Origin of the sequence: Azospirillum brasilense (assembly GCF_008365405.1) — a bacterium.
In the GTDB taxonomy this organism is placed as follows: domain Bacteria; phylum Pseudomonadota; class Alphaproteobacteria; order Azospirillales; family Azospirillaceae; genus Azospirillum; species Azospirillum brasilense_D.
The window spans coordinates 1-16,631 of sequence record NZ_QOKV01000035.1 but is presented as its reverse complement, the minus strand read 5'-3'; the positions used below and the strand labels follow the sequence as shown (position 1 = coordinate 16,631).

General features: G+C 68.1%; 19 protein-coding genes and 2 pseudogenes. 15 read left to right on the top strand and 6 right to left on the bottom strand.

Going from position 1 to position 16,631, the window contains the following annotated elements; all coding sequences use genetic code 11:
* The first annotated feature begins 178 nt into the window (after positions 1–178).
* The 7 genes from DS837_RS29615 to DS837_RS29585 all read left to right on the top strand — a co-directional run bounded on the left by DS837_RS29615 (position 179) and on the right by DS837_RS29585 (position 6,548).
* On the top strand, positions 179–544 hold the full coding sequence (locus DS837_RS29615) for a hypothetical protein (RefSeq protein ID WP_109072273.1): 366 nt from the start codon (positions 179–181) through the stop codon (positions 542–544).
* Positions 545–552: 8 nt separating this feature from the next.
* Complete coding sequence (locus DS837_RS29610; RefSeq protein WP_149168024.1) at positions 553–969, top strand: hypothetical protein; 417 nt, start codon at positions 553–555, stop codon at positions 967–969.
* Between the two features lie 203 nt (positions 970–1,172).
* The gene (locus DS837_RS29605) at positions 1,173–1,466 is read left to right on the top strand and encodes a hypothetical protein (protein ID WP_170296044.1); all 294 of its coding nucleotides are present in this window, start codon (positions 1,173–1,175) and stop codon (positions 1,464–1,466) included.
* A gap of 4 nt (positions 1,467–1,470) precedes the next feature.
* Positions 1,471–2,988, top strand: a complete 1,518-nt coding sequence (locus DS837_RS29600) for a portal protein (protein WP_149168022.1) — start codon at positions 1,471–1,473, stop codon at positions 2,986–2,988.
* Positions 2,981–3,253 carry a Bbp19 family protein gene (locus DS837_RS29595; RefSeq protein ID WP_149168021.1) on the top strand — a complete coding sequence of 91 codons (273 nt, stop codon included), beginning with the start codon at positions 2,981–2,983 and terminating at the stop codon, positions 3,251–3,253. The genes DS837_RS29600 and DS837_RS29595 overlap by 8 nt, the downstream gene beginning before the upstream one ends.
* A 25-nt stretch (positions 3,254–3,278) precedes the next feature.
* Complete coding sequence (locus DS837_RS29590; protein WP_149168020.1) at positions 3,279–3,986, top strand: capsid assembly protein; 708 nt, start codon at positions 3,279–3,281, stop codon at positions 3,984–3,986.
* A 168-nt stretch (positions 3,987–4,154) separates the two neighbouring features.
* A complete protein-coding gene (locus DS837_RS29585) occupies positions 4,155–6,548 on the top strand; it encodes a putative bifunctional diguanylate cyclase/phosphodiesterase (RefSeq protein WP_149168019.1) in 2,394 nt (797 codons plus the stop codon).
* A 58-nt stretch (positions 6,549–6,606) separates the two neighbouring features.
* On the opposite strand, the gene DS837_RS29580 is transcribed toward DS837_RS29585, so the two are convergent.
* Positions 6,607–7,044 carry a PRC-barrel domain-containing protein gene (locus DS837_RS29580; protein WP_170296047.1) on the bottom strand — a complete coding sequence of 146 codons (438 nt, stop codon included), beginning with the start codon at positions 7,042–7,044 and terminating at the stop codon, positions 6,607–6,609.
* Between the two features lie 419 nt (positions 7,045–7,463).
* Between DS837_RS29580 and DS837_RS29575 the strand changes: the two are divergent.
* From DS837_RS29575 to DS837_RS29565, 3 genes and pseudogenes are all read left to right on the top strand, one after another.
* Positions 7,464–7,805: pseudogene (locus tag DS837_RS29575) on the top strand (phage capsid protein); the annotation flags it as partial.
* Between the two features lie 156 nt (positions 7,806–7,961).
* Positions 7,962–8,426: a phage terminase large subunit family protein gene (locus DS837_RS29570; RefSeq protein WP_247890196.1), complete on the top strand. Its 465-nt coding sequence runs from the start codon at positions 7,962–7,964 to the stop codon at positions 8,424–8,426.
* An 89-nt stretch (positions 8,427–8,515) separates the two neighbouring features.
* Complete coding sequence (locus tag DS837_RS29565; protein ID WP_149168017.1) at positions 8,516–8,851, top strand: hypothetical protein; 336 nt, start codon at positions 8,516–8,518, stop codon at positions 8,849–8,851.
* Positions 8,852–9,223: 372 nt separating this feature from the next.
* Here the strand turns inward: DS837_RS29565 and DS837_RS29560 are convergent, their stop codons facing one another.
* Entirely contained in the window at positions 9,224–9,574 is a 351-nt protein-coding gene (locus DS837_RS29560) for a helix-turn-helix domain-containing protein (protein ID WP_170296046.1), read from the bottom strand.
* A 156-nt stretch (positions 9,575–9,730) separates the two neighbouring features.
* Between DS837_RS29560 and DS837_RS29555 the strand changes: the two genes are divergently transcribed.
* Positions 9,731–9,991: a hypothetical protein gene (locus DS837_RS29555; RefSeq protein WP_149168016.1), complete on the top strand. Its 261-nt coding sequence runs from the start codon at positions 9,731–9,733 to the stop codon at positions 9,989–9,991.
* Positions 9,992–10,123: 132 nt separating this feature from the next.
* On the opposite strand, the gene DS837_RS33385 is transcribed toward DS837_RS29555, so the two are convergent.
* The 3 genes from DS837_RS33385 to DS837_RS29540 form a co-directional block, all read right to left on the bottom strand.
* A complete protein-coding gene (locus DS837_RS33385; protein ID WP_425599282.1) occupies positions 10,124–10,321 on the bottom strand; it encodes a DUF4113 domain-containing protein in 198 nt (65 codons plus the stop codon).
* A 131-nt stretch (positions 10,322–10,452) separates the two neighbouring features.
* Positions 10,453–10,707: a hypothetical protein gene (locus DS837_RS29545; RefSeq protein WP_149168014.1), complete on the bottom strand. Its 255-nt coding sequence runs from the start codon at positions 10,705–10,707 to the stop codon at positions 10,453–10,455.
* A gap of 47 nt (positions 10,708–10,754) precedes the next feature.
* Complete coding sequence (locus tag DS837_RS29540; RefSeq protein WP_211102438.1) at positions 10,755–11,684, bottom strand: DNA/RNA non-specific endonuclease; 930 nt, start codon at positions 11,682–11,684, stop codon at positions 10,755–10,757.
* A 621-nt stretch (positions 11,685–12,305) separates the two neighbouring features.
* Between DS837_RS29540 and DS837_RS29530 the strand changes: the two genes are divergently transcribed.
* The 4 genes from DS837_RS29530 to DS837_RS29515 all read left to right on the top strand — a co-directional run bounded on the left by DS837_RS29530 (position 12,306) and on the right by DS837_RS29515 (position 16,054).
* Positions 12,306–13,061: a helix-turn-helix transcriptional regulator gene (locus tag DS837_RS29530; protein ID WP_149168012.1), complete on the top strand. Its 756-nt coding sequence runs from the start codon at positions 12,306–12,308 to the stop codon at positions 13,059–13,061.
* Between the two features lie 96 nt (positions 13,062–13,157).
* On the top strand, positions 13,158–13,778 hold the full coding sequence (locus DS837_RS29525) for an acyl-homoserine-lactone synthase (protein WP_170296045.1): 621 nt from the start codon (positions 13,158–13,160) through the stop codon (positions 13,776–13,778).
* A 48-nt stretch (positions 13,779–13,826) separates the two neighbouring features.
* Positions 13,827–15,227 (top strand): cytochrome P450, encoded by a 1,401-nt coding sequence (locus tag DS837_RS29520; protein ID WP_149168010.1) that lies wholly within the window; start codon positions 13,827–13,829, stop codon positions 15,225–15,227.
* Between the two features lie 2 nt (positions 15,228–15,229).
* Entirely contained in the window at positions 15,230–16,054 is an 825-nt protein-coding gene (locus DS837_RS29515) for a JAB domain-containing protein (RefSeq protein WP_149168009.1), read from the top strand.
* Positions 16,055–16,354: 300 nt separating this feature from the next.
* Here the strand turns inward: DS837_RS29515 and DS837_RS29510 are convergent.
* Positions 16,355–16,516: pseudogene (locus DS837_RS29510) on the bottom strand (ATP-binding protein); the annotation flags it as partial.
* Positions 16,517–16,631 lie beyond the last annotated feature (115 nt).

Genomic DNA, 16,631 nt, shown 5'->3' with positions numbered 1-16,631 from the left:
CCAACCAGCCCGTCCCTAGGAACCTATTCATATTTTCCTTGACGAAGGACTTTAATCAGTACATAACGTGAACATGTGTTCGCCAGCCGCGCGTGCCGCGGCCCATCCGGCGCTCCGCCCGAGAGCGAAGCTGCGCTTGCGAACCCAAAAGCTGCAATTCCCGAGGGAGGCCTCACGCATGGTCCATCACCGCAACACGTCCATGGTCCTGTCCGACGCCGTCGGGGAACCGTTCGGCAGCGCGGAGGAGGCGTGGTTCTGGTCGGTCCAGGCGCAGGACGCCAAGGCCGCCGGCGCGCGCATCGCCGCCGGGCGCGGGCTGGTCCAGCGCCCGTGCGAACCCGGCGACGTGCTGTGCGCGGTGGACCGGCTGTACCGCCGCCGCCTGCTGATCCGCGACCATCTGCATGTGCTGGTCCATTACGGGCGCCGCCTGATGGCGCCGGACCCGGCGCGCTACCGCGAACAGCGCGCCCACACCCTGTGGCGGGAGGCGTTCGACCGGCTCCGCCCGGTGCTGCGCGAGAAGGGCATCGTCCAGTGAGCATGCCGATGCCCCAGCCGTGCCGGGCGGGAGCCTGCCAGGCCGGAGCGGGCGCGCCGCGCGTCTGGGTGGTCTTCCGGGGCGAGGCGGAGCTGTGGTGGCTGCGCCTGCTGAAACCGGGATTCCGCCATTGCTTCGCGCTGCTGCACGACGGGCGCCACTGGGTGATCGTCGATCCGCTCTCGCCCTTCACCGACGTGTCGGTCCTCGACCTGCCCGCGGCCTTCGATCTGCCGGGCTGGTACCATGGGATTGGCATGGCGGTGGCCCCGGCGCCGGTGCGGCGCGGCCTGACCCGCCCGGCCCCCTGGGCGCCCTTCACCTGCGTAGAGGCGGTCAAGCGCCTGCTGGGGCTGCATGCCCCCGGCGTCCTGACGCCCTGGCAGCTCTACCGGCGCCTGACGCGGCCCGCCGCCGCGTCCTGACCCGCGCCGCCGGCCTCTTCCGCTTCCTGTCACCCCGTCACACCACGAGCAAGGAAACCCCGCCCATGGCGAACCTGTTCAAGGCGCCCCGGCCGGCGCCGCCGCCTGCGTCCGCCCCCGCGCCCGCGCCTGCGCCCACCCCTCAACCCGCGCCGGCATCCGCCCCCGAGCCCGCCCCCGCGCCGCCCCCGGCACCGGCGCCCGTGGAGACTCCGGCGCCGGCTGCCATCACGACGCCCTGGTGGAACACCGTCCCGGAATCGGTTCCGGAACCCGCCGCCCCGGTGGTGGAGGTCCCGGCACCCGCGGTCCCGCCCGCCGCCGACCCGGCCACCCCGGCTCCGGCCACGGAGGAGGAGAAGGACCCGGCCAAGGCCGCCGAGGCTTTGATCCAGCGGCGCAACCGGGGACGGGCGGGGACGGTCCAGACCTCGTGGCGTGGCGCACTGGACGTCGGCGCCCTGGTGCCGCTGCGCAAGCGCCTGTTGGGGGAGTGAGGCCATGAGCGACACCACACACGACGCTGTTCGGAAACGCCGCAAGGGGGATGCCGCTTCCGCGTCGCCGAACGGGCCGGAGCGTCTGCTGGAACGCTACCGGGCGGCGCGGGAGCGCCGGTCGGTCTGGGAAAGCCACTGGCAGGACTGCTACGACCACGCCCTGCCCAATGGGCAGCCTTTCCGCGGCGGCGGCACCCCCGGCGAGCGACGGGTGGACCGGCTGTTCGACGGGACCGCGCCGGACGCGGTGGAGCAGCTCGCGGCCAGCCTGCTCGCCGAGCTGACCCCGCCCTGGTCGCGCTGGTTCGGGCTGCAGCCCGGCCCGTCGCTGCCGGACGGGGAGCGCGACCGCGTGGCCCCGATGCTCGACCGCGCCGCCGGCATCGTGCAGGCGCATGTCGACCGCTCGAACTTCGCCGTCGAGATCCATCAGGCCTTCCTCGACCTCGTAACGGTGGGCACCGCCTGCCTGCTGATGGAGGAGGCCCCGCCCGGCGGCGCGTCCAGCCTGCGCTTCACCGCGGTGCCGCTGGCCGAGGCGGTGCTGGAGGAGGGGGCGGACGGGCGGCTGGACGGCACCTTCCGGCGCAGCGAGGCGACGCTGCCCCAGATCGAGCGGCGCTTTCCCGGCGCGGCCCTCCCGGACGAGGTGCGGGAACGCGGCGCCGCAGAGCCGGACAGCCGTTTCCCGCTGGTCGAGGCGGTGCTGCCGGACGGGCTGGCCTACCGCTGGACGGTGGTCCTGGACAGCGGTCTGGCCGATCCCGCCACGCTGGCCGAGGGGCACTTCGCGCAGTCTCCCTTCATCAATTTCCGCTGGCTGAAGGCACCGGGGGAGACCTATGGCCGGTCGCCGGTCATGAAGGCGCTGCCCGACATCAAGACCGCCAACAAGGTGGTCGAGCTGGTGCTGAAGAACGCCTCGGTCGCCGTCACCGGCATCTGGCAGGCCGACGACGACGGGGTGCTGAACCCCGCGACGATCCGGCTGGTGCCGGGGACGATCATCCCAAAGGCGGTGGGGTCGGCCGGGCTGACGCCGCTCGCCAACCCCGGGCGGTTCGACGTGTCGCAGCTCGTTCTGGACGACCTGCGGGCGCGCATCCGCCACGCGCTGCTCGCCGACCGGCTGGGGCCGCTGGACCAGCCGCGCATGACCGCGACCGAGGTGGTCGAGCGCTCCGCCGAGATGGCCCGGCTGCTCGGCGCGACCTATGGGCGGCTCCAGGCGGAGCTGCTGACGCCGCTGCTGCTGCGCGCCGTCGGCATCCTGCGCCGCCGCGGCGAGATCCCGGACATCGCGGTGGATGGGCGTACGGTGGCTTTGCAGCACCGTTCCCCACTCGCCCAGGCGCAGGCGCAGCGGGACGTCCAGGCGACCCTGCGCTGGCTGGACACCGCGCGGCAGCTCGGTCCGGAGGCGCTGTCGTCGGTGGACGTGGCGGCGACCGCGCGCTGGCTGGGCGAGGCCTTCGGCGTGCCCGCCAAGCTGGTGCGGGCGGAGGCGCCCCATGGCTGATCCGGCGGATTGGAACAACGGCGGCTGGGCTTGGCTGGAGGGCGTGCCGCCCGCCGCGGCCGTTCCGGCCGGCGATCCGGCCCCCAGCTTCGCCCGCTGCTTCGCCGGGCCGGACGGGGCGCGGGTGCTGGCCACGCTGACGGCGATGACGCTCGAACGCACGCTCGGCCCCGACGCCTCCGACGCCGCGTTGCGCGACCTGGAGGGCCAGCGCCGCCTCGTCGCCCTCATCCTCGCCCTGACCGCCCGCGGGCAGGGCGCCTGAGTCTTTCATCGATAAGGAGCTATTTATGGCCGAAAACCTGCTGACCTCGACCGTTCCCGGCGCCCCGCCCGCGGTGCCCGAGAAGTTCCGCGACCCGGAAACCGGCGCGGTGCGCGTGGAAGCGCTGCTGAAGTCATATCTGGAGCTGGAGCGCAAGCTGTCCGCGCCTGCCCCTGCGCTCGGTGACGGCGAGCGGCCCGACCTGCTGACGGTGCCGGGCGTGCCGGAGGGACCGGAAGGCTATTGCATCACCTGCGACCATGGGCTGTTCGAGCCGGACCCGGCGATCAACGGCCGTTTGCACGGCGCCGGCTTCACGCCGGAGCAGGCGCAACTCGTCTACGACCTGGCCGCCGAGCGGCTGGTCCCGCTGATCCAGGAGCTGGCCGCCGAGTTCCAGGCGGAACGCGAGGTCGAACGGTTGTCCGCCCAGTTCGGCGGGGCCGAGCGCTGGCGGGAGGTGTCGCGGCAGCTCCACGCCTGGGCGGTGAAGAACCTGCCGCCGGCGGCGGTGGAGGGTTTGTCGACCACCTATGAGGGGGTGATGGCGCTTCACCGGATGATGACCGGTGGCGAGCCCGCCGCCCTGTCCATGCCGGCCGGCGCGCCGTCCGCCGGCGGGGAGGCGGAGCTGCAGGCGCTGATGCGTGATCCCCGCTATTGGCGGGACCGCGACCCGGCGGTGGTGTCGAAAGTGACCGACGGGTTCCAGCGCCTGTATCCGACCGCCTGATCCGACCGCCTGACCGGCGGCGCGGCGTGCTTCGCGGGAGGAGCTTCGAACCCACGCCGCGCCGGATGGGCGAAATGTCGCAGCCGGATTGAAAAGGACGAAGGGGGACCGGGGCGGGCAACTTGACCGTTGCGTGTTTGAAATAAAAAAGCGACGCTTTCGCGCAGAATGACAACCGCCCGGAAGCAGCCGGGTGCGACGATTGCCGCCGGAACCGTGATGACGCTGCGCCGCAAGATCCGCTGGCTGACCTGGATCGGCCTGATCGGCTGCCTCATGGCGGCGATACCGGCGCTTTACCTGCTGCGCAGCGGTCTGATCACGGAACGGGAACGGCTGACCCACGCGTTGGTCGGGTCGGCGCACGCCATGCTCGGCGAGATCAACACGGCCATCGAGGCGGGCGCCCTGCCGCGGGACGAAGGCCAGGGTCAGGCGCGGCTGGCGCTGCGGGCGCTGGGGCGCGATCCTTTCCATGTCAGCGTGTTCACCGACGGGCGCGTGCCCGAGGGCTGGATGGGCGAGGGCCATTCGGTCCGCGCCAGCCTGACCTTCGAGCCCTGGGGCTGGGCCATCGCGGCGGCCAGCGGGACCGACGACCTCGACCGCGAATTCGCCATGGAAGCTCTGGCCTTCGTCCTGTTCATCGCCGTTCTGCTGGTGCTGAGCTGGCCGCTCTCTGTGTTCCTGTCGCAGCATGTGCTGGGCCCCATCGAGGCGCTGTCGGAGCGGATGGAGCGGCTGACCGAAGGGCAGACCGGCATCGACATCCCCGGCCGCGACCGCAGGGACGAGTTCGGCGCCATGGCCCGCGCCATGGATTACTTCCGGCAGGCCGCCGAGGCGCTGATCGTGCGCGACGAGCGGTTGTTCGGCATCATGAACAACATCGGCGAAGCCATCGTTCTGGTCGGCGAGGACGGCTTGGTCCAGGAACACAACCCCGCCGCCGTCGCGCTGTTCGGGGTGCCCGCGGAGCGGCTCGACGGCCATCGCTTCGCCGACCTGTTCGCCGAGGAGGACCGCGAGCGGGTCGCCCGGCTGCTCGGCCTGGGGGCGCCGGGCGGGGACGGTGCGGCGGGCGTGGCGGAGTTGGGAGCCGGTGGCCGCACGGAGCGCGCCGAGGAGTTGGTGATCGAGCGGGGGGACGGGCGGATCGACGCCTCGCTCTCCCTGTCCTGCCTGGACGTGCAGGGGCGGCGCAGCTACGTCTGCGCGCTGGCCGACATGACGGAGCGGATGCGCCACGAGCGGGAGCTGCTGCGCCTCGCCACGCGCGACCGGCTGACCGGCCTGCCGAACCGGGCCCTCATCGAATCGCTGCTCGACACCTCGATCGAGCGGGCGCGCCGTCATGGCCGCCGCTTCGCGGTGCTGTGCCTCGACCTGTCGCGTTTCAAGCTGATCACCGACACGCTGGGCCATCACGCCGGGGACCTGCTGCTGCAGGAGGTCGCCTCGCGGATCGTCGTCACGGTGCGGGCCAGCGACACGGTGGGGCGCATCGGCACCGACGACTTCGCGGTGATCCTCGACGAACTGGGCGAGGCGAAGGAGGCGGAAACCGCCGCCCAGCGCATCCTGGCCGCCTTCGACGAGCCGGTGCTGCTGATGGGGACGGAACATTACGTCCGCCCGTCGATCGGCATCGCCCTGTTCCCCGACCACGCCGACAGCGCGCAGGAGCTGATCCGCTCCGCCGACACGGCGCTCTACGCGGCCAAGCGGGCCGGTGGCAAGCGCCACGCCTTCTTCCGCAAGGAGCTGGCTGACCAGGCGCACCGTCATCTGGCGTTGGACCGCGACCTGCGGGCGGCGCTGGCGCGCGGGGAGTTCCAGCTCCACTACCAGCCCAAGGTGTCGCTGATCGACCTGTCGCTGGAGGGCTTCGAGGCGCTTCTGCGCTGGGACAAGCCCGGCTTCGGCATGATCTCCCCCGGCGAGTTCATCCCGGTCGCGGAGGACACCGGCTTCATCGTGCCCCTCGGCGACTGGGTGCTGGACGAGGCCTGCCGGCAGTTGCGGGAGTGGATCGACCGCGGGCTGGAGCCGGTGCCGGTGGCCGTCAACATCTCGCCGCGCCACCTGCGCCAACGCTCCGCCGAAGATTTCCGCCGCATCATCGACCGCCACCGCCTGTCGCCCGATCTGGTCGAGCTGGAGATCACCGAGGGGGCGGTGATGCAGGACATGGACCATGCCTTGTCCGTTCTGGCCGCGCTGAAGGCCATGGGCATCCGCGTGGCGGTGGACGATTTCGGCACCGGCCATTCCTCGCTGAGCTACCTGAAGCGGCTGCCGGTGACGACGCTGAAGATCGACCGCTCCTTCGTGAACGGCGTGCCGAGCGAGCGCGAGGACAACGGCATCGTCTCCACCATCATCGCCATGGCCGACATGCTGGGGCTCGACGTGGTGGCGGAAGGGGTGGAGAAGCAGGAGCAGGCCAATTTCCTGCGCCACCACAACTGCACCCTGGTCCAGGGCTGGCTGACCGGGCGCCCCGTTCCCTCCGGTCAGGCCGCCGACCTGCTGGCCGTGCGCCTGCGCCGGTCGGCGTGAGATCCGGAAGAACCGGGGGCCGTCGCCCCCGGTTCTTCCTCCCGGTCCGCCCCTGACGTCAGCGCAACGCGCCCTTGACGTCCTCGTACTTGTCCTTCTGCCAGGACTCCAGACCCTTGAGGTCGTTCTCCGTCATGTCGACGGTCAAGCGCTTGCCCTTCATGTGCAGCCGCTCCAGCGGCAGGACGACGTCCTTGTCGCTGATGTCGGCGATGTGATCGACGTCGATCACCGCGAAGGTCTGGCCGCCCTTGCGGACGATGCCCTCGATCTCGGCGATGTCCTTGCCGTCGCTGCCGTAGACGTCCTTCCCCTTGAGCTGGGCCGCGGTCATCTTCGCGACCGCCGGGTCGAGCGAGCCGTGGGTGGCCGCGACCTGCCCGGTCGCCTTGTTGGTCGGAACCTCCTTGGCGGTGGTTCCGGACATGCCCTCGGCCAGGGCCGGCGTGGCGAGCAGGAGCGCTGCGACGCCACAGGCGGTGATGATCGTCTTCATGAAGCGTATTCCTTTTTTATGCCGTGTTTTTCGGGCCGTTGAGGCCATCCATCCAACAGTCTGGTTCTGGGGGATATTCCACGCTCCGAGGGAGTACCGCGGCAAGAGGACGGCTCACGGAAAAGGAAAATATTCTTGACATGGAAGGATGAGTGTCTTAGAAACGCTCTTGCCAACGCCCGTCGTGCGTCCCCTCACGCGGTGGGCCGCGGCACCCCGAACCTCCCCTCCATGCCTGTCCTGAAAGAGGCGGGCCGGACAACCGAAAGGCCCGGCCCGCCTCTTTCTTTTTCGCGCTTCGCCCGCGGCCGGGCGCGCGTCCCCTTGTCCTATTCCGGGATTGGGCGCGCCCGACAACCGGGTGGCGGAATGCTTCCCGCCGGACGGGACCCCGCAGAACGCGAAAGGAATACAGTCCAATGTCCACCTCGGTCGCCCAGGCTTTCGTCAAGCAGTTCGAACGCGAAGTGCACGACGCCTACCAGCGCATGGGCTCGAAGCTGCGCAACACGGTGCGCACCAAGAACAACGTCCAGGGCGCCTCCACCGTCTTCCAGAAGGTCGGCAAGGGCACCGCCTCCACCAAGGCGCGCCACGGCGCCGTTCCGGTGATGAACCTGGACCACACGCCGGTCGAATGCACCCTCTACGACTTCTACGCCGGCGATTGGGTCGACCGGCTGGACGAACTGAAGACCAACATCGACGAGCGGCAGATCATCGCCAGCGCCGGCGCCTACTCTGGAGGGAACCATAAAGACCCACGAGAGCACCCATAAAGCCTCATCGCCGGAACCATAAATTCGTTCGGCACTGGTTCAAAGCGCTGCTTAGGGTAATAAAATCCGTAGCGACGGCGGACGAAGCCACAGTGGACCCGAGGGCGCTTCTACCTGCTCCGCGTTCTCTACCTGACGGTGGACCCCGGCGATCCGGACACCGAGGCGGAACAGCAGTGCCTCCAGATCGCCCGCTTTCTGGAGCGGCACCATCTGCCGGCGGTGCATGTGGAGATCAACGGCATCGGGCGCTTCCTGCCCGGCCTGCTGCGCAAGGCGCTGGAGAAGGAGAAGGTCAGCGCCGCCGTGGTCGAGGAGGCCAGCCGCCGCGCCAAGTCCCTGCGCATCCGTGAGGCGTTCGACGCCTTGCTGGCCGACCGGCGTCTGCTGCCCCACGCCGCGGTGTGGGAGACGCCTTTCATCCGCGAAATGCGCGAATGGTCGCCGGACGGATGCTACGCGGGCCACGACGACGGGCTGGACGCGCTGGCCGGCGCGCTGTCCTGCGAACCCTTCCGTTTCGACCGCCAGCCGACGCCGGGGCGGAAGCCGGACTGGCGTGCCGCGGCCTCCCCGGTCACGGCGGAGGGCTGGGACGTGTGACCGCCGCCCGTGAGGTTCCGTGTTCGTCGGGCCGCCTTCCTGACCGGAAGGCGGCCTTTTCTTTTGCCTTTTTTCCATGGAGAACGGAGATGCAGGAAACCATCGACCTGTCCTGGTGGATCACGGCGGTCGAACTGCCGGTCATGGGCGGGCTGTTCTGGCTGATCGCGCGGCTGCGCAAGGATGCGGAGACGGCGCTGGAGACCGTGCGGGCGCGCGCCGAGTCCGCGCAGGCGCAGGTGCGCGAGAGCCTTGCGGCCTACAAGCTGGAGGTCGCCAAGACCTACGTCTCGGTCGCGACGCTGAAGGATGTGGAGCAGCGGTTGACCGACCATCTGCTGCGCATCGAGAACAAGCTGGAAAACGGCTGCGCGCCCTACGGACAGCCCTATGTCCCGCCCTACGCCGACGGGGGCCGCCGGTGAGGGCGCGCGTCCTGAAGCCCGAACCCAGACCGGCGGCCTCGCTGCAGGGTCCGCCCGCCGACGCTCCGGGCGATGCGGTCGACACGCTCGCCCGGACCATGTGGGGGAGGTGTGTGGCAAGCTCGTGCGGGCGATGGGGGTGGCCGCGGCGCGGGTGATGAATCGCGTGTGCCGCGCGCAGGAATGGTGTCGGGACCTTATGGCTTCGCCTGCTCGGTTTTGACCGAACCAGTTGCAGGGTGGCGGGCAACGCCTGCTGGACTGGGCCGGCCCGGAAAACCGGGAGCCAGAGCCATTGGCCGCGCGGTCGAATATCGAGCACATACACCGCTGGCGCAAGGTCGAGGCGGCCGGCTAAGCGAGCTTATATCATCAGCCGCGCCGTTCACGGCCCTGTGCCAAGACTTCTATTTGGCGAAGGGCGATCTCCAGATCGATGTCCGTAAGAGCGTCGGCGACAACGAGCAAACGCGCCTGCAGTTCTGCCCGGCGCGGCGATACTGATGTCTCTACACTTTCGAACAAGGCACCAAGCGGCAAATTCAACACCCGGCCGATCTGGTCCAATGTGTCTAGGCCGGGGAAGACTCTCCCGCGCTCAATGTTCGATACCGTTTCAACGGTCCGGTCGATGGCTTCTGCGACCTGCTCCTGCGTAAGGTTCAACGCTAGCCGGCGGGCGCGCATCCGCAATCCGATAGTCTGTTTCAGGTCTCGAGCCATGACCCGAACTGTCCTTTCGGGCAAATGGCTTGACCATAGATTGGATTTTCGGTTTATGTCCGTAACCCGAAAACGAACGTCGGGACAATGGACTTGCTGGGTATAGCCCACGCCAGACTGTCCCGTTCGCCCGCACAGGAGCGCAGACGCGTTAAGATGATGGCAACGGAACAATTCAAAGTAGCGTGGGATCAGACCCTTGAGTGGCTGAAGGGATGCGACCGGTCAGCTTGGGAGGGATATGAGGTCGCGCAGCTTTTGCAGCGGGCTGGCGTCAAATACAATTGGCGCCTGATCGCCCAATCCATTGATACCAATGAACGGGAGTGGCGCGAGGCGCAGCAAGCGTGGCTGGACAAACTGCTGGCTTTAGGTTGCCCGGAAAGTCTCTCAGCGGCGGTCCGCGCGATCGAGTGACTGTGGGGCGCGTTCGAACCAGCGACCTTTCTCCAAATGGGACGGCGGCGTCGGCTGCGTTGTTTGAGGTTGGTAATATGGCCGCTTTGATTCAAAGCGTCGCTTGAAGTCCAGCACCGTTCCGACAGGGCCTTAATGAGGCGAGATAACACTGAGATGCCGTGCCAGGGAGACGGCCCAGTTAGGCGCGTACCAACGGCACATCCGCCAGCCGGGTGGTGTAGGACGGCGACGCTGTTCCTGGCGCGTACGCCAAGCCCGACCCAGCATAGCCGCCAGCACCAGGGTGTCCCGGCCCATGGTGCAGTTGATCGTGTCGAGCGCGGCCATCAGCCGTGCGCCGGTTGCCTGTTCGGCAGCGGCCAGCAAGTCCGGTTACACCTTGGTCGCCGGGACCAGTCCGGACTGAGGTGATGTGGTGGGCGGCCCTTCCACCACCTCACCTCAGCGCCGGGTGGTCCTCAGCCGAACGGATTCGGCACCTGATCCGGCGGCTTCGTCGCCACCGCATCGGGCAGGGTCTCGTCGTACTCCAACGCGGCGACGACGCTGTCCACGAGCGCCTTCAACTCTCGGGCACGCGCCAAGCCCTGTTTGTCTCGGGTGAGCGCGAGGCTGCCGTAAAGCGAGACGCGGTCGGTCTGGTTCTCGACCGTCAGGTCGTCGATCTGCAGCGACTCCGCCTCGTCGACGAAGGGGGTGATGGGAGACGGCATGCGAACCTCGTTTGCTGCGGACGTGTTGCGGAGCGCGCCGACCGGCGTTAGGACGGCCGGCGCGGCCTGGGCTTGGGCAGTGGCATGGCGACGGCCTTGACCGTGTCCGGGAGTCCTGGAAACACCGCGACCCCGGTCAGCTGTTCCAGGTCGGCGATCGACAGCACCCGGTAGGCCTTGGTGGTGATGTTCTCGACGACGTAAGCAGCCGCCTGCCGCCGCTGCGGATCGTAGACCGCTTTGAAGGCGTGAGTCGGTACCAGGACCCGGCCGTTGATGCGCTGCAGGCTCTGCCCCTGGAAGATCGGCCCGGTGACGACATACAACTCGCCCTCTTGTTCAGCCCAGGCCCGGACGCCGCTCTCGATCCATTCCCAGATGAGCTGATTCATCTTGGAGCTTTGAGGGATCATGTTGGCGAGGCTGAAGCTCTCCTCCTGGGCCACCGGTGTCGGCATGTCGCCGGAGGGGGCCATGTGCCCACGATCGAACCCCGACCCTTTGTAGTCGTTGAGTTCGGCCCGCTCGTCCGCCGGCAGGTTGGGGTCGGCATGGAAACGGTTCTTGCGCTTCAGACCCTGCGCCGCGGCGATCCGCTCCGCGGTCAGATGCTCGGCCGTCCACAGCGGCGTTCGGCTGATCCCGGAATGCAGCAGGGCGTAGCCATCGTAGCAAAGCGGGCGCGTCTTGGCGGCCAGGCTTTGCCGCGTCAAATCCGGCGCCTGCCCGGCGACAAAGTGCTGAGGGCAGGCGGTGGGGGCCGCGGCGGCCGGCGGAACAGCGCCAGCAAAGGCAAGAACGCCGAGAGCCAGGACGGCGGCGGTGCGGGGAAACATCGGGCGACTTTCCGGCAAGGCGTAGGCGGAGCGGCAGTATGTCGCGTTGCCGCGGTTGGCTGCAAACATCCCGTTAAGACGAATGCCGCAGAATGTTGAGGCTTTCACCGGCAAGCCGAGGTGGCGAATGCGGATGATCAACCTGCTTCCATGGCTGGGACTCCTGTTGATCGTCGGAGCGGCTCCCGCCTTGGCGCGCGGCCCCGCGCTGACTGACGCCGAAATCCGAGAGCGCCTCGTTCAGGAGTCGATTGACGCCTATCCTGGATCGTGCCCGTGTCCCTACAGCACCATGCGGAACGGCCATCGCTGCGGCGGGCGCAGCGCTTACAGCCGACCAGGAGGTCGGTCACCCCTCTGCTACCCGGATGATGTGCCTTCGGCGTTGATCGATGCGTATCGCGGCAAGCCCCTATCGTCCACACCACGGTAGGCGTTTCCTATACCCATTCAGCTTCCCAATCGGTGGTGGAGCGTTGGGCTTCAAGGGAAGAGGCGCATCTTATAGTAGAGATTCTTGCCGCCAATCATTGCCTGGAGCGAGCCGTTGTGCGTAGTGTTTCTGTACCTCGGCGATAAGAGTTGACGCCGGCCGAGGTGTTCAGGGATGAGAACTTCAGAGATCGCACGCATTCCAGGATCAACAGCAACCCGAAGGCATTCACCGCGAGCCTTTCGGATCGCATTACTTTGCAACTACACTGCCGGTCGAGCCATGCCTGAGGGCGGTACACTCGTATTCAGCGCGTTTGGGAGAACTCTATGGACAGCCAATGGTGGAACGCCATCTTTCACCAGTTGAACGGAGCGGATACGGCGCCCACTCTGGATGGCGTTCTCGAGGACACGACGAAGGCGTTGGCGGCGAACAGTTACGCCTTCTTCAGTGGTGTTCTCGTGCATGACATCCGGCAGGAGCCGGGCACCATCTTCCAGAAACCGCCACTCTGCGTTCATCGGTTTCCGCAGGCTTGGCAGGAGCGCTACTACGCCGAAGGCTACTACAAGGACGATCCCGTCATCCGGACTGGGCTTCGCTCCGTCCTGCCGGTGCGCTGGAGCGAACTGGAGCGCTCGGCCACCGGGCGCGCCCAAAAGATTTTTGCCGAAGCCAGGGAGCATGGGCTGAAGGCCGGCGTCAGCGTGGCCGTTCATGGCGATGCCCGAACCTTCTCGATGCTCAGCCTGACATTTCCGGAAGAGGGCGAGGCCACGGAACGGCACATCGACGCCCACGTCCATCAGGTTCATCTCCTGGTGCTCCATCTGCACGCCGCCGCGCGGCGGATCGAAGCCGCCACCGCACCGGCTGCCGCCACCGCAGCCCTGACGCCGCGTGAACAGGAGGTTCTGCGATGGATGGCCAACGGGAAAACCTATGGGCAGATCGGCGATATCCTCGGGATTACCGAGCGGACGGTCCGCGAACACCTTGATCGCGCGGCCAACAAGTTGGGCGTCGACAGCAAGGTGCAACTCGTCGCCGAAGCGGTGGCGCGCGGTTTGACGGTGGCCTGACCCGACCGCGGACGGCAGGCCGTCGTCAGATCCGACGACTCCAAATTCGCACACCGATGCATGAGTCTTGGGCGCTCACCACTTTGGATGGCGCTCATGAATCACCAAATCTCCTTTTTAAAGCAATCGAACCAGATCCCGCCGGACCTGTTGAGGCGTCTGTTCGAGTTTCGTCACGAGGTGTTCGTTCAGCGGCTTGGCTGGGTGCCGGCACGGGGTGCCGAGGAAGTGGACTACTTCGATACCCTCGGCCCCCATTACGCCGTGTGCCAGGATCAAGATGGTCAGGTCATCGCCGGTGCACGCCTGCTGCCGATGGCCGGGCCCTCCATGCTGCGCGACGTGTTTCCCGCCCTGCTGGGCGACCGGCCCTGTCCGCAGGACGAGGGAACCTGGGAGATCAGCCGCTTCGCCCTCCGCCCCACCCGGGGGGACCGCACCGCTCATCGCCGGGCTCTGCTGAGCTTGGTCGGACGCATGCTCGACTTCGCCGTCGACCGGGGCATCCACCGGCTGGTGGCGGTCAGCGACACCCGGCTGGAGCGCTTGGTGGCGGACGCCACGGGCCTGCCCATCCATCGGCTTTCATCCCCGCAGCGGATCGGAACCGATTGGGCCGTCGCCGGCTGGACGGACGTCTCCACCGCGGCCCGCGCCGCGCTTGCCGACCGCCTCCGGCGCGACCGCGCCCGCGACGACGCCCGCACCGCGGCCTGATCTCCACCTCCCGCCTCTCCACCGACTCCGTCCACACTGGAGCCACCGATGACCTTCGTCTCCTCGCGGCTGCCGCTGGCGCCGCCCGACGCCTCCGCACTGCCGCTCGCCCAAGGCCGGCCGTTCGTCGGCAACCTGCCCTTCATCCTCAATGACCCTCTCGGCTTCTTCCTCCGGCTGTCCCGATCGGCCGGCCCGGTGGTCCGGGTCCGTCTCGGCATGGCGATGGGCGAACTGCTGCTCGTCACCGATCCGGCGGTGATCGCCCATGTCCTCGAAGGCAATGCGGGCAACTACCGGAAGGGGCGCTTCTATCAGCGCCTGCGCGGGGTGTTCGGCAACAACATCATTCTGGCCGACGGCCCGGACTGGCGCCGGCAGCGCCACATGGCGGCGCCGGCCTTTTCGGCCCGCCATCTTGAGGCGGCCGGTTGGGTGATGGCAGGCAGCGCCGCCAGCCTCGTGGAACGGCTGGACGGCGCGGCGCGCCGGGGTGAACCGGTCGACATGCTGCGTGAGTTCATGGATGTCGCGCTCAACGTCATTATCAAGACCCTGTTCGGGGTGGACGTTGGCGCGCGTGCCGAGGCCATCACGGCGGCAATCGAGCCCCTGCTGCGCGAAGGCGAACGCCGGGTCTGGTGGCCGCTGCGGCCGCCCCTGTGGGTGCCGACCCCGGTGAACCGTCATCTCCGGAGCGTCCTCGCCGGTTTCGACCAAATGGTTTATGAGCTGATCGAGGAACGCCGGGGCGGCGGCGAGCGCCGCGAGGACATTCTGGACGCTCTGCTCTATGCCCGCGACGAGTCCGGCGCCGGCCTGACGAACCAGCAGATCCGCGACGAGATCGCCGGCTTCATCGTGTCCGGCCACGAAACCACCGGTACGACGCTGGCCTGGGCCTTGGAGGCGCTGTCCCGCCACCCCGCCGTCTACGCCGCCGTCCGGAGGGAACTCGACGACGTCCTCGGCCCACGCCGGCCGACGGCCGCCGACCTGCCCCAACTCGTCTACACCCGGGCGACCCTCTACGAGACGATGCGGCTCAATCCTGCCGTCTGGACCATTTCCCGCCAAGCGGTGGCCGACGACGTCGTGCAGGGCATTCCGATCCGCGCGGGCACGGTGGTGATGATGCCGCCGTACGTCGTGCATCGCAGCGCGGCCCACTGGCCCAACCCCGAAGGCTTCGATCCCGAGCGCTTCCGCAACGGTGAGCCGCGGGGCGCGTCCAAGTTCACCTACTTCCCCTTCGGCGGCGGGCCGCGCCGCTGCCTCGGGGCGCACTTCTCGATGATGGAGATGCAGATCGTCCTGGCCACTTTGCTGCAGCGCTTCCGCTTTTCGCTGATCCCGGGCTCGCTGCCGGAAGCCATGGTGACGCTCACCATCCGGCCGCGTGACGGACTATGGATGATCCCTGAGATCGTCCAGCCCCGGCCGGCGTGACGATGCTGGAGGGAACCGATGTGGGGATGGGTGGCGCAGCCACCCATCGTCCCCAGCCCCCGGTGGACGCCCGAGACTCGGTGCCGGGTGTCCAGGGAGGCGATCCCCTCCGGGGTGGCCAAAGTGGCCCCGCGAAGAGCAGCAGCCGGCAAGCTCCCTCGACCGCGAAGCCGCCTCAAAGGGCCGGCCTGCAGGGACGCGGCTTCGAGGCGATTCCCGATGGCCAGCTCCTGGCTCATCTGCTGGCCTTGACGACGGAGGGGAAAGAGGCCGACGCAGACTGTCTCGCCGATCGGCTGCTGCATCATTTCGGGAGCTTGGCCGATGTGGTGGCCGCGCCGGCACCGCGCCTGCGGCAGATCGCGCGCCTTGACGAGCGTGGGCTTCTCTCCATGCGGCTGGTCTGGGAAGTGGCAGCCCGGCTGGCGTGGCAGGAGACGGTGCATCAGCCGTTGCTCGCCACGACCCCGGCTCTCCTGGCTTACTGCCAGATGAGGCTGGCGCGGGAACGGGTCGATCAGGTCCGCGCCCTCTATCTCGACGTGCAGCACCACCTCATCGCCGATGAGCGGCATCAGGTCGGCACCGCCGGCACGGTGGAGGTCTACCCGCGTGAGATCCTCCGTCGGGCCCTGGAACTGGATGCGGTGGGGGTGATCGTCGCACGTGGACAGGTTCGAGGAAGCGCACGCTTGTCCGCGAATGATCGGTCTTCGGCCAAGGCGCTTGAGGCTGGGGGACAGGCGTTGGGCATCCGTCTGACCGACTATGTGGTCGTTGCGCGCGGCGGCCACTGCAGCTACCGCGGCGAACGCCAGAGCCGGTGACCGGAGCGATGCGGCGGGCAAGCGCTTGGGATGCGCCTCGGCTGGCGACCGCGGCACTGGCCGATAAAATCGCATGGGGTTGCGCCGCTCAATGACATACACTTGCAATCAATTCCACATCGGCAGGGCACTGGCGACAAAATCGGTCCGTTTTTGCCGTGATCGACACTGTTCAGGCATTGTGGATGGTCCCGACCCATGATCCATCGTCTTCTTTTGTCCGCGGTCGTCATGGTTTTGGCTGTCAAACGACTTCAGGAACTGGACCGGGGACGACACGAGGAACTGGACCCTCGAACGTCATAGCGTGTTCTCGGTGACCGCCGGGGCCGGATTCGTCTTGAGCAGGCCGGCCCGCCGCTTCTCGCGCAGCCGGTAGCTGTCGCCGCGGATGGTGATAACGTGGCTGTGGTGAAGCAGCCGGTCGAGAATGGCGGTGGCCACCACCGGATCCCCGATCATCACAGACTGCCGCTGACGCGGAGCGGCTGATCACTGACGTCGTGATCACCAGTCGGCGGCATTCCCTTTACGGCCAACGGCTTCAGGTCGCCCCGGAGGCATCCAGCCGCGGTCC